Below are 14,721 nucleotides of genomic sequence, written 5' to 3'. Positions count from 1 at the left end.
ACGCTGAGGTTTGGTGGTTATCAAAGCCAGTATGGTTTACTGTTTAAAACAGAATTAAATTGCCTGTACCTTTAAAACTACGCTTGTTCTGTAACTGTTTGCCTCTGGATTAAAGCCCACTTTCATTAAAAAGTCGCCAGAGTAAACCTTGGTAGCATCAATTGGAGATTTTGTGCCTGGGTACAAATTAATTTCTTCTATTTTGTATTTTTTAGCAGGATCCAATCCTTTTAGTTTAATCGGCAATATTACACCATTGGTAAAAAGTGTGGCCACATAATAATTAAAAACAATGGCTTGATCCTTCGCATCGTTTATATAGGCAATTGAAGCAATTTTATTTTCGTAAGGATCCTGCAAGCGGTATTGTTGGCCGTGCCAAACAATTTCTTTAAAGTTGTTATAGGTTTTAACAGCGTTCTTACTAAAAAGCAAATCATTACTGCTCAGCTCATTTACGCGTACATCATAACCCAGTTTGCCCATCATGGCTACATCTGTTTTAAATTTAATCGGTTGTTTACCCATGTCGGTAATGTGGTTATCAACAGCAACCGAAGGGAAATAATAAGAATATTCCCACTGGATAAAAATGCGGTCGTAGGGATTTGTATTATCACTTGGCCAAAATTCAGTAAAGTATTTAAGTGCTGCATAATCTACCCTCGAACCTCCGCCTGCACAAAGCATCATCGGTGTTTTAGGGTATTTTTTTCTAATTCTTTCCAGTACATTGTTTAAACCCCTGATGTATTCAATATAAAAATGATCCTGATTTTTTAAAGTAGGGGAGTTGGCATTATAAATCAGCGAATTGCAATCCCATTTAATAAAAGCAAGTTCGGGCACTTCTTTAAAAATATCATTAACGGTATTGAAAATAAAATCCTGCACTTTCGGGTTGGTTAAATCAAGCACCAATTGATTGCGCATATAATATTCTTTCCTTTCTGGTTGTCTGAGAATCCAATCCGGATGATTTTCATAAAGTTCGCTTTTTGGATTCACCATTTCCGGTTCTATCCAGATGCCAAATTTTACACCACTTGCGGTGGCCTCTTTACCCAAAGTACTGATGCCATTTTTAAGCTTTTGCCGGTTATATTGCCAATCGCCAAGACCTGAAGTTGAGCCATTACGTGGATATTTGTTTCCGAACCAACCATCATCCAATAAGAACACATCTACACCTAATTTTTTTGTATCCTTGGTAAGTTCGTTTAATTTTTCATCGTTAAAATCGAAATAAGTGGTTTCCCAATTGTTTAAAATGGTAGATCTTTCCCCTTTTCCATCTAATATCTGGTAGTTCCTTGCCCAATTTTGCAGGTTTCTACTGGCCAAACCTTTTCCTTCTGATGAATAGGTATAGATAAAACGTGGGGTTACAAAATTTTCGCCTGCTTTAAGGGTATAGTTAGATGAAAAATTATTGATTCCGGCAGTAATCCTTAAATAATATTCATCAAAAGTTTCAAAATCCAGCTTAAAGTTCCCTGTCCAGGCCAATGAACCCGCTATCACTTCGCCGAGGTCTTCGTTTGCAGGCTGATCAATCGAAACCATAAATGAAGAAGAATGAAGCAGGTTTGTTCTGGTACCAAGTTTCGAATCGATGGTTTTAATTCCATGCAATAACTGTTGTTCTTCTGATCTCATTTCTCTTGTGGCACCACTGTATTGGTTTTTTAAAAAGAATTTTCGGCCACTCAATGTAAGGTTTGCGGATGCATATTTATTTAATACAATGCTCTTTTTCTCATGGTGTTCAATCTCTGCCCATTGCTCAATTACATCTTCGTTAAAATAAGCCAGGTATTTTAAAGTCACTTTAAAGTTGTATTTAAAATCTTTTAATACAATGCTGGTGAGTTTTCTATTCTGATCGATCTGTTCCGTTTTAACCTCCGAAAAGCTTAACACAGTAGATTTATTGCCATCGCTATGCGTAACGCTAAGTGCTGGTTCCATCAAATTCAGTGAGCCAGAAGCAATGTATGCTTCACGCTTATTTAAAAGATCATCCGATCCCGGTTTGTATTTATCAAGTGCTTGTATATTAGGGTATTCTTCAGTGCTTTGGAGCCTTTTGCCAATGTATGTCGATAATAAAGCATTATCCTTATCGGTTTCCAGTATTAATACATTGTTTTTTGTGGCAATTTCAATCGTTTTTTGAGCAAAACAGGTTACTGTACTCGCAATCAATAAAAAATATAGTGTAAAATGGGTTTTGGTCATTATAGCAATTGGTTTTCTGGTTTTTTGATAATTATTTTGTAGTAAATGGATGTATAAGTATAAATCCCTGTGGTTACTGCGCTTTAAATGCTAAAATTAAGGATTTGATTTTAAAGAAAACAAGTATGACAATATCAAATGCACTTCAAACTTTTGGATGGCTAAGTTGCTTATTAATAAGCATATATTTTGTTTTATTTAGTAATTTGGACAATCTTAAAGTAAAAGATAATTTGTTACTGTAAAACAACAGTTAATATCAAAAGCATTAATTATAGGGAAATTCGATTTCTAAACATCAATAACAGTTTTGTTACTTTAATGTTTAGTATTGTTAAACTTTTGTTTAGTAATTATGCGGAATAGAATAATCTTTATTACCATTGCTGAATTTTGAGCTTAATGAGTTTATCTATCACGTAAGTTATAATGGATTATTTAAAATTTTTTATTGCAGCATTTAATACGAACCTTAGTTAATTATGAAAAAAGTTTTTTTACAAATGATGGTGCTTTCCCTACTGTCATTATCGGCCATGGCCCAGCGTAAAGCACATGTTTTAATTTTAGGCCTTGATGGCTTTAGTGCAGAAGGGTATAAAACTGCTAAACACCCCAACCTGGATAAGTTATTTGCTGACGGCGTGCTATCATTAACCACCCGCCCGGTAATGCCATCGGTTACGCTTCCAAACTGGACGAGCCATATGACGGGTTCAGGACCTGAGGAACATGGTATAACTGCCAACGACTGGACATTGGAAAAACATACCCTGCAACCATTAGAAACAGATCAGGATGGTTATTATCCGTCTATATTTAAAGTGTTGAAGGATGCGATCCCTGCGGTTAAAACTGCTTACTATTATAACTGGAAAGAGTTGATTAATCCCATCAATAAAAAATATCTTGATGAGGTATCTTTTGAAGAAAAAGATCAATACAAAGACAACTACCAGAAGGCTTACGATTTTATGGTAAAAAACAAGCAAAATCCTACGTTAACTTTCCTGTATAGTGTACACACCGACCACGCAGGGCATGGGTTTGGCTGGATGAAACCGGAATATATTGCGGCTATTGAGCAGGCAGACAGTGCTATAGGAGTACTGATCGGAAAATTACAGGCAGATGGGATTTATAAAGACACCCACATTTTATTAATTACCGATCATGGCGGAATCAACACCGGCCACGGAGGTATTTCGATGGCAGAAATGCAGGTGCCTTGGGCCATTACCGGTCCGCAGATTAAAAAAGGTGGTTTAATCACTTCATTTAACAGCAATAAAAATACAAGTTTAGTACTGGCGAAAATTTTTGGGGTAACTAAACTGCCCGAATCCTGGACGGGAACAGTACCTAAAAATATATTTAAGTAATCATTTGATATAAATGTTATATAAACTTAAGCATACAATCAGCCCAACGCTTGCATTTTTGCTTTTTGTTTTGCCTTTAATTGGAAATGCCCAAAAAAAGGAAATTGCAAAAAAGGTGTTTATTCCTAAAAATGTAAACAAAGTTCCTGAAAACAACAATTTTGAAGATAATAATAGTGTTTTTAGCAATAAACGACGGGTTGAATCAGCTAATGTGGTTATTTTTTGGTCGAAAGAACTTGGAGATGATCCAATGCAGAATACAGATACTGCAAAACGTTTTGATGTGAAAAGATCGCTATTGGAAACCGAACGTTTTTACAATTATTATATAGATAAATTAAAGGTATTAAAAAAAGGCCACTCTGTTTCTGACAGATATAAAGCACTCGTTTTTATTTATGGCGGAAACGAGGGTACGGCTTATGGAGGTGGACAAGATAGCGTAGCGATTTTATGGACGCCTGCGGTTCGTGTACACCAATTCCCCTATGGTGTTTTGGCACATGAGCTTGGACACACCTTTCAATATATGGCAAATAAAGATCGGGGTACTTCTTTTCATGGAGCTGTAGATGAAATGGGAAGTCAATATCTATTATGGCAGGTTTATCCTAACTGGGTAGATTTTGAAAATTTCCATTTAATGGCATTCTTAAAACAGACTAACCTTGCTTTTCTTCATCCAGATAACCAATACCATTCGCCATTTTTACTGGAGTATTGGTCAGAAAAACATGGACTAGATTTTTACGGAAAGTTGCTAAATGGTTTAAATCCGGGCGAAGATCCGGTGATGACTTATAAACGCCTCAACAATATTGACCAGGAAAAGTTTAACGACGAGATTTTTGATGCCTCACGTAAGTTTATTACCTGGGATTTAAAACGTGTGAATGAGGTAGCCGGTAAATATGCCAATAAGCATAAAACGATATTTAATCCTTTGGTAAATGACTGGTATACAATTAGTAAAAAAGACTGTCTGCAAAGTTATGGTTATAACGGCATTCGACTTAAGTTACCGGTTAGCAACACCATTAAGCTCCATTTTAAAGGATTGACAGATGTAGAAGGTTTCCAGGTAATTAACCCTGAAAATGCTGGCTGGAGATATGGTTTTTTGGCTGTTAAAGAAAATGGCGATCGTGTGTATGGCAAAATGTATTCTACGAAAGATGGAATTTGTACTTTTAAAGTGCCTAGCAAAACAGCTTATTTATGGTTGGTGGTAAGTGCTGCGCCAAAAGTACATACTAAATTGCCTAGAAAACCCGATTTAATTGGTCAGTGGCCTTATCAGATTAAATTATCCGGAACTGATTTATATTAACAGCTTAATCGGCGCTTAAAAAAATATTTATAATTATTTAAAAGGAAACTGCCCTTTTTTAGGGCAGTTTCTTTTTAATGATCTAATCGCGTTAAAAGATATATCCGCTTATTCTATTATTTAAGGAGTAGGCAAAACCTGTCCACTTATCTGGAAGTCATTTAAACCAACAATCGTTGTTCCGCTTGTTGTAGTTGCGCCGTAAGCATAAAGTCTGAAGGTAATAGCAGTATTAATATTGGTTAATGATGATGCATTAAAGGAGATCGGCGTTGGGGTAGTTGTACCGCTAATTGTTACCGGAGCAGAAATATTTGCAGCAAAATTATCCAAGCTTGATCGGAGCACAAAAGTATTGGGATGCGTTGTACCACCCCTTAATACGGTAAATTTAAGGTCGCTAAAATTAAAATAATAACCAGTTTTAGGTTCCATATTAAATTCATAATATGCTGTAGGATCAAATACTGAAGGTGTTCCTGCCGATACCGTGTTTACCCATCCGCCAACTAAATACCGTGCAGCAGGGCCAGGTGTACCGCTTGATAAGCCTGCGGCTGTTAATGTAGCACGCGAGAAATCAGATCGAGGGGTACCGATCACATTATCTGCCGGGTTTGGTGCAGGGTTGGTGCTGTTCACATATACAATGTTTCGCGCGGCCTGGTATTTTATGTTCGGGTGGATATAAATGTGGCTGGTATTGTTATATGCGGTAGGATTGGTAATATTGGAAGTTAATGTATACGGACCATCCAAATAGGCCGGGTTAGCATCAGGAATACTGTTGCCCCAAATTAAGCCTGTTGTAGTAGGGGCTTGGTTAAGGTTAATAATGCGGATATCATCATGGTAAACAATGCGCGTGCTATTTGGCGGTACCACATATAACCCCCATTTAATGTAACCAATATTCCCTGCATTAACATCGCCCGTAAAGGTTGCATAATTTGTTTTTTCGTCTACCAACACAAAATCATTCTGTCCGGGTAATTTCATGTAGGTTCTCATGTATCCGGTTGTGGTGGTGGTCCATAGTACATCAATTCTAAATTGAATCCATTGATTTACATAGGGTTGCAGGTTACTAACGATGTCCTTTGTCGAAACATCCTGATACCTGATTCTAACCGCATTTCTTTGCGCCCGGATCATCAATGGAACATTTTCTCCGCCTGATACTTTTAACTGAAAAAGATTGCTTTCATTAGTTGGGTCGCCCTGGTTCCAAACCGGCCAGTCTTTAACAAAACGCTAAACTCGTAACGCCGCTCATCGCCGGGGAAATAACGTGCTGCAATAACCTGTTGAGCATCACTCTCACTTCTCCAGTTGCCGTCAGAGTTATAGCCCGAATCGCCATACACAACCTTGTGTGCTATTGCATAATTTGGTGTTGTAGCGCCTGGTGATACCAGGTAAGCAGCATCTGTGGCGGTGGCATTGGTTGGGTTAATGGCCGAAATTCCCGAATTTAGTGTGCCATTTTCGTAAGTAACATTTAAAATGGTATCGCCGTAATTTAGGTTTGCCTGTGGCCCTGAAGCCATTTTCGGAACAGTAAATTTTTGATCTTCAGTTTGGCTGGTTACACCATTTTGAATTTTACTGCAAGCACTTGCCAAAAATAATAAGGCTATTGCCAAATACTTTTGTAGGTAAACTGACTTTTTTTTCATGTTGTTTTTGGTTAGTTGGTGGTTGTTTTGCTATTTCATATTGGTTATATTTTTGTTAACAATCATTTACTCATTCATTTATTTGTGCGTGTCTCCAAGCTGCGCAAGGGGCCGGGCTATCCGCTACAAGTCCTCGCTTCGTCATGCTTCCTTGCTGTGGGCTTTACGCTACTATCCCTCACGCCAGCGATTGCCATAAAGCTAAGCAGGCTAATACCACGCAAATTATTTTCTTAAATTGCAGCACAACAGGTTTTGATCTCTCTTGCAAAAGATCAAAACCTGTAGGGAAGCTAAATTGGTTTTTATGCTATTTAATTAAAGATGTTTTTACAACACGCTTTATGCCATCGATAGTGAGGGTAAGGTTAATTTCTCCTTTTTCTAAACTGTTGCCTGTATTTTCTGTAATGGCAATTTCTGGTGCTTTACTACCCTCAAAAGGATAAACTATCGATATAAAATTTTGCGTTTTGCTGTCGCGCTTAGGTTTTTCAAATACAAAAGCCGGTCGTGGCATTTCCTGGTTGTAGATATAAGAAACTTTGCCTTCTTCTTCGTTCATGGTAATTTTATCCGCATTCAGCGATTGAATCAATAAGTTATTTCCATCGCTATAGGTACTGTAAACCTTGTTTTTAGCCTTATCAAAAACTGGTTTACTGTCTTCCTTCAATTGGAAGTGTACGCCCAGGTTTCCGGTAGCTTTCCCAATAGCCTGATCGATGATGAGAAAATATTTCTGATCAATAAATAATACGCTGCGCTGATGATTTAAATCCTGGTAACTTGGATTGGTATAGGTTAAAATATCCATTTTCCCTGCGCCATCTCTATTATTTGAGGGTTGGTTTAAAGCGGTAAACCATTTATTTTGCTGTGCTTTTGTAATCACCATATTTTGGTTATCAAGGGTAAGTGTACTGTGCACACGGCTTTGGCGGTACCAATTCCTTTTCTTGGTTACTTCTGCATCACCGCTGTATAAATAACAGCCGGCATCAGGTGTAAAATTTCTGCCTTTTACCCAAAGCTCAAAAGTGCCGTTATCGGGTTGGGCATGAAACTCTCCAGGCTGACTTGCTTTTAAAATCATTACAGTTGATTTATCGTTCCAACCGTTTCTAAAAGTGTAAAAACCAGAAGAGGTTAATCCATGCGATAAATAATTCGGCAAAGCGCCTGCTGCGCCATCTGTTGCAAAGTATTTAATCTCTTCATTTTGTGGGAAAGTTTTTGCCCATGCAGCAAATGCCTTAATTCTTGATGATTTTTCAACCGGCCACGAATCGCCGAACATTGGGTTGTTATAATCAGGAAAAGAGATATTTGCTGTCGCTATTACCATGTTTTCTACTGTTTTAATATAACTCTCCGGAAATTCTTTTTCTGCGCCGGCCAGTTTAGCAGCGTTGTAAGCTTTAAGAAAAATATCGATGGTGGCAACATGGTAAGTTGGCGAAAGTTCCCACTGCATACCATCCGGATAAACCTGCTTTTTAATTTCGCGGTTAAGCACTTCAATACCACTTTTACGCCATGACGCAGCCTGTTTAAGTTCCGGAAAAATACTGCCCGATCCTAAAACCCTTTGTGCCTCAAACAACAAATGATTGCCCTCGGTACTGTAGTTTTTAGGGATGTAATCAGTCTGCTGGTTAAACAGGTTTAAAAATTCCAATAAAAATGAAGGGGTAAAGTTGGGCGACCTTACAAATAAATTAAAGGTACCGGGTAAGCTTTGTATCCTTTCCGAAACTTCTAGAGGGCGCCAGGCAAAACTGTCGTTATCTTTTGATTTACCCAACGGGTTTTTATTTGCCCAATCTCTGAACTGAAAAATCCATTCTTTGGCATATTTTTCATCAGCACTGCTGCGGTAGGCCATGCCCATTGGTTGCCACCAGGTAACACGGTGCAACTGCCAGCGTACCTCATTGTCTTTCACAGGCCAAAAATCCCAATTTATATCCTTGCCGTAATCGTAATAACCATAACCTTTTTGTGGCTGAAATTTATGTTCCAACGCGTTATCTGCTTTTACCTGGTTGGCTTTACCAATATCTTTTCCTCTAAAACGCGCTTCATCACCTACATTAAAATCAGGGTGTTTAATATTTTTCCGGTTACGGTAATAGGTTAAAAGAGCATTGGCAGCATCGTTAAACTCCCCGGCGTTAAAGAGTTTGTTTACTTTTTCCAAACCCGGGTAAGCCAAATTAATTGCGTCAAAACTTGCTTTTGTAATCGGTATATCTTGTGCTGTGGCAAATAATGTACTGCACATCAACATGTAAAGCAATATATTTTTTTTAAAGCTCATTTATTGTGTTTTAAATTTCGTTTAATTTCTTCTGTGTAATATGTTATGGTAAGCTTCAGATTTAACTCTGCAAGATTAAAAAATTAAGATTTAGCTAAATCTTTTAAAATTATTTTTTTAATGGCTACATAACGTTTTAAGGCTTCCAGGTAATAATAGTCGGCATAATCTAACGGCGTATCAATCTCCGAATTGTATAAAAATGCACCTACACTGTGTTTCAGTAGAAAATATTTATTTTCACCCTGTTTGGCTAAATACGCTTCAGAAGAAAGTGATTTAAGTATTTCTTCCGCATAATCAACATATTTTTTACCGTCTTTAACCTGTGTACTTAAATCCAGCAGGGCCGATGCAATTACCGCTGCTGCAGAGGCATCTCTTGGCGCGCGTTCTGCGGTATCCATTGCATTATGTACGTCGAAATCCCACACCGGAATTTTATCTTTTGGCATGCGTGGGTGGTTCATAATAAATTTGGCAATATTTTCTGCCTGGGTTAAAAATGCGGTGTTTTTAGTATTGGCATAACACATGGTATAGCCATACAATCCCCAGCCTTGCCCACGGGCCCAGGCCGATTCGTCTGTAACACCCTGATGGGTTCTTTTGGCCAGTACCTTACCACTGTTAGGGTCGTAATCAACCACATGGTACGAGCTAAAATCAGGCCTGAAATGGTTTTTCATTGTTGTGCTGGCATGGGTACTCGCTGCAATAATATAATCTGGCTTTTTAAATTCTTTACCCGCCCAATACAAATATTCGAGGTTCATCATATTGTCAATAATTACCGGGTAATGCCACCACGAAAAATCCCACGATTTTATTACCCCAACCTTTGGGTTAAATCGGTTGTATAAATGTTGTGCACCATCGGCCAACGCTGGCAAATAGTTTTTATCAGCAGTTATTCTAAAGGCATTGCCATACGAACAGTAAAGCATAAAACCTAAATCATGCGAGCTGGTAATGTTACGCACGGTATCAAGCGCAAGGGTAAATTTCCTGGCTTGTTGGGCAAGGTTTTTATCGCCCGTAAGCTCATATCCATACCATAAACTGCCCGGAAAAAACCCGGTTGTCCAATCGGTTACACCCGCTGTTCTTACTGTGCCGTTTGGATTAATAGAACGTGGGTTTTGTCCGGGTTTATAAGTAATGGCAGCCTTATTTAGCTGAAATGCAATTACATCCGTTGCATTTTTGAGCCATTGCGGGGCTGGGTTTTGTGGTATAGGCCAGGCATAACAGTTTAGTATCATCGCGGCCGTGAGCCAAACTAAGCAAAAAGCTTTTTTCATCATGTGTTCGTTAGGTTCTTTTGATAATTGTTTTGTTGAGTGAAGTTAGTGGGGGAGAAACAGAAACACTTTTGATTATTATCAGAAATATTTTGAATTTGGTTAATGGATTGTTTTAGAGCTGGTATTTCAGATTTATAGCAGGTGAATCAATCATGTGTACGCCTTATGTGATGGTTATAATTTGGGCGTGCCCCAAGCTGCGCAAGGGTCGGGCTATTCGCTGCAAGTCCTCTCCCGATGAAGGGATCGGGATGCGGGCTTTCCGCTGCTATCCCTCACGCAAACTTATCTCCAATGAGAAAGTTTATTACATGTTGACTGCTTTGCCATGAAGATTGCTTCGTCGGCTGAAAAAGCCTTCTCAGCAATGACGGTAGCCATAGGATATCCCTTAAAATCATGTCACTCATATTGATTTCTATACAATAAATTATCCCTCAGGATGACAAACTTATATCTGAAACTTAAATAAACACAATCTTAAATAGTCCTTGTTTGTAACGAGGATTTTTGAGGTACGCATTTGCAATGCGAAAATAATTCCTTTAAGAGCGATAAAATCGCTTTACTCGTACATCCTCGTTACAAACGAGGACGATGTAGTTCTCCGTGCTTTCCGAGTTTCCGTGGCAAACTTAGCTGTAAATCTGTGGTGAAAGTCCTTCGACTCAGCTACAATTAAAAGGCTTCAATAAAGCGGTCGTCATTGCTAGGTACGAAGCAATCTTTCATGCTAGTGAGCCTTGCCAAAAAGATTGCTTCGTCGGCTGAAAAAGCCTTCTCGCAATGACGATAGCCATAGGATATCCTTTAAAATCATGTTACTCATATTGATTTTATATAATAAATTATCCCTCAGGATGATAAACTTATATCTGAAACTTAAATAAACACAATCTTAAATAGTCCTTGTTTGTAACGAGGATTTTTTAGGTACGCATTTGCAATGCGAAAATAATTCCTTTAAGAGCGATAAAATCGCTTTACTCGTACATCCTCGTTACAAACGAGGACGATGTAATTCTCCGTGCTTTCCGTGTCTCCGTGGCAAACTAAACTGTAAATCTGTGGTTAAAAACTAATAAGATGTCATTATTCCGCTTTGATTTTAATTATTAATCAATATTTAAAGGTTTTAGGCTGAAATCTAAGGCTTAAACACATCAGAGGTACTATTTTTAGCTTATATTTAGATGCTAAATTCATACAAAACAAACACATCCTTTTAAAGCAATGCAAAAAACATTTAAACTAGGTTCGGTATATGGTTAATTTAAATAATTTCAACGTGGAACAATCATATGCAATCGGAATTGATGTTGGTGGCTCTTCACTAAAATGTGGAGTGGTAAACCAAAATGGCGAAATTTTATATTCCATTATTGTATCGCTAAAAAATGCGAAAACACAGGGCGCAATCATTGCCCTTATTGTAGAAGCAATTAATACCTGTGCTAAAAAGTTTAAAAACCCTATTCTAGGTGTAGGCATCGGTTTCCCCGGAATTATCTACAACAATAAAATTATTGCCGGAGCAGATAATCTACCTGGCTTTAAACAATTGGCTTTGGGCGAAATTTTGCAGGAAGTAACACGGTATAATATTGTAATGGATAACGATGCCAATTTAATGGGACTTGGCGAAATGACCTATGGTGCCGCGAAAGATTGTAGCGATGTTGTTTTTCTTACCGTGGGTACAGGAATTGGCGGTGCCGTAATGATTGATAATAAACTTTATGGCGGATTTAGAAACAGAGGGACCGAGCTTGGCCATATTGTGGTAGAGCATAAAGGCGTAGCTTGCGCCTGTGGTGGCCGCGGCTGTTTAGAAGCTTATGCCTCGGTTACGGCCTTACTTAACCATTATAAATCCATTCACCCCAACCCACCAGAAGAAATTGATGGTAAATACATGGTAGAAAAATATCACGCCAGGGAAGAACATGCTGTAGAAGCAATGGAATCGCATTTCGATTACCTTGCAACAGGAATTATCAGTTTTGTGAATATTTTTAGTCCGCAAAAAATTGTAATTGGTGGCGGTATAAGCGAATCGGGTGCTTTTTATGTAAGGGAAATAGAAAGAAGGATTAAAACCCTGGCTGTACCCATATCATTGGCCAGTGGTTTGGTGGTTGCAGCTAACCTGGGTAACAAAGCAGGTTTGTTGGGTTGCGCTGCTAATGTTTTTCAAAAATTTAAGGCATTTGATTATGTCGCAAAATAATTTTTTGATTAAATAATTAATATAAAGCAAGAGATCGTTTACATACTCAAAGGTTGTTCATTTTAAATGAGCAACCTTTTTTTTGTGATGTATCTTAAATTTGAAAACTCTATTATTTCCGGGTAAGTAATAATAATATATCAGTTTGAGGCTGTTAATCACCCATAAATTATCCTACCAAATATCATTAATATTAAAATTGTATTATTTATCATGCTATATTTTTGGACTAATCATAAAGTGATAAAAATTCTTTTTGTTAGTTAAAATATGGCCGATTAACTATAAAATCGATGTTTTACTCAAATTTGATAGTATTTTAAACAAATTTAAAACTCTTTTTATTTGGCTTACGCTAAATTCGTTTCCGTTAAATGATGTGGAACAAACATGGTAGAGATAGTTTTCCTATCCATACTTATACAATCATCACACACAAGGCAAAACCTGATAAGTTTTTGCAGATATAACCAAATAATACCGATCGATTAAGGGTAATAACCAAACCCGGCTTCGATATTTTGCAGATAACCGAAATAATAAATCAACTAACAAAATGACTAAAAGTAATTCTGAAGCGAATGCTGAAAAAGATTCTTTTTCGGCAAGCATGCGGCGAAGGCAGTTTTTACAGTTTACAGGGGCATCTGCAATTGCAGTTGGATTAATTGGCTGTAAAAAAGATAAGCCTGCCGAATTTGAAGCAGCTTATGTAAATACCGATAATACAATCGATTTTAAGGATGATGCAGGTTTGCTAAATTACATTTATGCACTCGAACAGTTAGAAGCTGCATTTTATGTTAAAGCCGCCGAAAGTTTGCCAACTTCCTTTACTGCCACACAGATTTTATTCTTCAATGATATTAAACTGCACGAAATTGCACATCGTGAGTTCTTCAAAAGAATTTTGGGCACAACTGCAATAGGAAATTTAACCGTAGATTTTTCGAGTATTAATTTTGCCGATGCTACAGCTGTACTCAACACAGCAAAAACTTTCGAAGATTTAGGCGTTGCAGCCTATAATGATGCCATTAGCAGATGTAAAAATGATTATAACCTCATTATTTTAAGTCAGATTGCTACCGTAGAAGCACGCCATGCGGCTTATGTACGCAGCCAGATTGATGCATTGAGTTTTGCTGATTTAAATGAACTGGCCCCGCTTGGTGCAGATGCAGGCAGTGCCCTTGATGTGAGTTTAGCACCAGGCAAAGTTTTAGAGCAGGCATTAAAATACATTAAAACAAAATTGACCATCATCAATCTTTAAATCACAATCAACATGAATGTTTTAAATATCCTTAACGAGATAGAAAAAGTAGAAGGTGAGCTTTATGAAAGATTGAGCCCAAGGCGTAATGCATTGCAGCACTTTTTCAATATCGGAAAAAAAGTATCCTTAGCAGTACTGCCTTTAACAATGGGTACCGCCTTTCAGAAAGCATATAGCCAAACTACCCCAAATACTGCTACGGTTGATTCGCTCAACCTGGTTTTAGCGCTGGCCTACATGCAATTTCAGTTTTACAACAATGCACTCACTACTACGCCAACTTTAATTCCCGCAACCGATAAACCGATCATAACCACCCTGCGCGATCAGGAACAGGCACACATTAATGTTTTAACTAAAGCGGTTACCGATTTGGGTGGCACGCCAAGAGCGCTAATGCCTTATGCCAATTTTGATTATACGAAGATCAATGTAAACGTAACTACAAATTATAGCACATTTTTACGCACAGCTGTTGCAATGGAAGATTTGGGCGAACGTGCTTACAAAGGCCAATTAATTACCTTGATGGGCACTGCTCATTTGGCTACTGCAGCCAGGATACAAACGGTAGAGGCCCGTCATGCCGCACAACTGCGCATAATGGTGAATAAATTGCAGATTGCTACACTTAAATACCTGCGCCCATGGGTAAGTATTAGAAGAAACGATGCCGATGGAACAGATATACTGCCAATAACAGGCAACGACTCGATGATAGCCGCACTAAACCCAATATATGATATTGATACCGGGTTGGTAAACAGGGAAACCAAAACCATACAAGCAGGGATTGAACTTATAGGCATTAGCGGAAATACCAGTTTAACAGCAGGTGCCGCATCAGAGGCTTTTGACGAATATCTTTTAACTGCAACCGTAAAAACAGCTGCCAACATATTTATCAAAACAGCATTTCAATTAAAATAATATAGGTAGCAACCCTT

Annotated in this window: 10 protein-coding genes; 5 read left to right on the top strand and 5 right to left on the bottom strand. The window is 38.0% G+C overall.

All coding sequences use genetic code 11. The features are described 5' to 3' along the window. Nucleotides 1-54: 54 nt before the first annotated feature. On the bottom strand, nt 55-2,241 hold the full coding sequence (locus tag ACZZZW_RS20665) for an alpha-galactosidase (protein ID WP_055906120.1): 2,187 nt from the start codon (nt 2,239-2,241) through the stop codon (nt 55-57). A 482-nt stretch (nt 2,242-2,723) separates the two neighbouring features. Between ACZZZW_RS20665 and ACZZZW_RS20660 the strand changes: the two genes are divergently transcribed. Together ACZZZW_RS20660 and ACZZZW_RS20655 are read left to right on the top strand one after the other, a co-directional pair. Further along, complete coding sequence (locus ACZZZW_RS20660) at nt 2,724-3,623, top strand: alkaline phosphatase family protein (RefSeq protein WP_055906117.1); 900 nt, start codon at nt 2,724-2,726, stop codon at nt 3,621-3,623. 13 nt (nt 3,624-3,636) lie between these two features. Continuing rightward, the gene (locus tag ACZZZW_RS20655) at nt 3,637-4,956 is read left to right on the top strand and encodes a DUF6055 domain-containing protein (protein WP_055906114.1); all 1,320 of its coding nucleotides are present in this window, start codon (nt 3,637-3,639) and stop codon (nt 4,954-4,956) included. A gap of 120 nt (nt 4,957-5,076) precedes the next feature. Here ACZZZW_RS20655 and ACZZZW_RS20650 read toward each other — a convergent pair whose 3' ends face one another. From ACZZZW_RS20650 to ACZZZW_RS20635, 4 genes are all read right to left on the bottom strand, one after another. Then, nucleotides 5,077-6,114: a heparin lyase I family protein gene (locus ACZZZW_RS20650; protein ID WP_463496262.1), complete on the bottom strand. Its 1,038-nt coding sequence runs from the start codon at nt 6,112-6,114 to the stop codon at nt 5,077-5,079. A 26-nt stretch (nt 6,115-6,140) separates the two neighbouring features. Beyond that, a complete protein-coding gene (locus ACZZZW_RS20645) occupies nt 6,141-6,635 on the bottom strand; it encodes a hypothetical protein (protein ID WP_463496260.1) in 495 nt (164 codons plus the stop codon). A 310-nt stretch (nt 6,636-6,945) separates the two neighbouring features. Further along, a complete protein-coding gene (gene hepC / locus ACZZZW_RS20640) occupies nt 6,946-8,958 on the bottom strand; it encodes a heparin-sulfate lyase HepC (protein WP_463496258.1) in 2,013 nt (670 codons plus the stop codon). Nucleotides 8,959-9,041: 83 nt separating this feature from the next. After that, complete coding sequence (locus ACZZZW_RS20635; RefSeq protein WP_463496256.1) at nt 9,042-10,265, bottom strand: glycoside hydrolase family 88 protein; 1,224 nt, start codon at nt 10,263-10,265, stop codon at nt 9,042-9,044. A gap of 1,288 nt (nt 10,266-11,553) precedes the next feature. Here ACZZZW_RS20635 and ACZZZW_RS20630 point away from each other — a divergent pair. From ACZZZW_RS20630 to ACZZZW_RS20620, 3 genes are all read left to right on the top strand, one after another. Continuing rightward, nucleotides 11,554-12,495 (top strand): ROK family protein, encoded by a 942-nt coding sequence (locus tag ACZZZW_RS20630; protein WP_463496253.1) that lies wholly within the window; start codon nt 11,554-11,556, stop codon nt 12,493-12,495. 556 nt (nt 12,496-13,051) lie between these two features. Beyond that, nucleotides 13,052-13,771, top strand: a complete 720-nt coding sequence (locus ACZZZW_RS20625; RefSeq protein ID WP_463496251.1) for a ferritin-like domain-containing protein — start codon at nt 13,052-13,054, stop codon at nt 13,769-13,771. A gap of 12 nt (nt 13,772-13,783) precedes the next feature. Further along, a complete protein-coding gene (locus ACZZZW_RS20620) occupies nt 13,784-14,704 on the top strand; it encodes a ferritin-like domain-containing protein (RefSeq protein WP_055906097.1) in 921 nt (306 codons plus the stop codon). Nucleotides 14,705-14,721: the final 17 nt, after the last annotated feature.

The sequence above is a fragment of the Pedobacter sp. AC379 genome (genome assembly GCF_979258145.1).
This window is presented reverse-complemented; position numbering and strand designations above follow the sequence as displayed.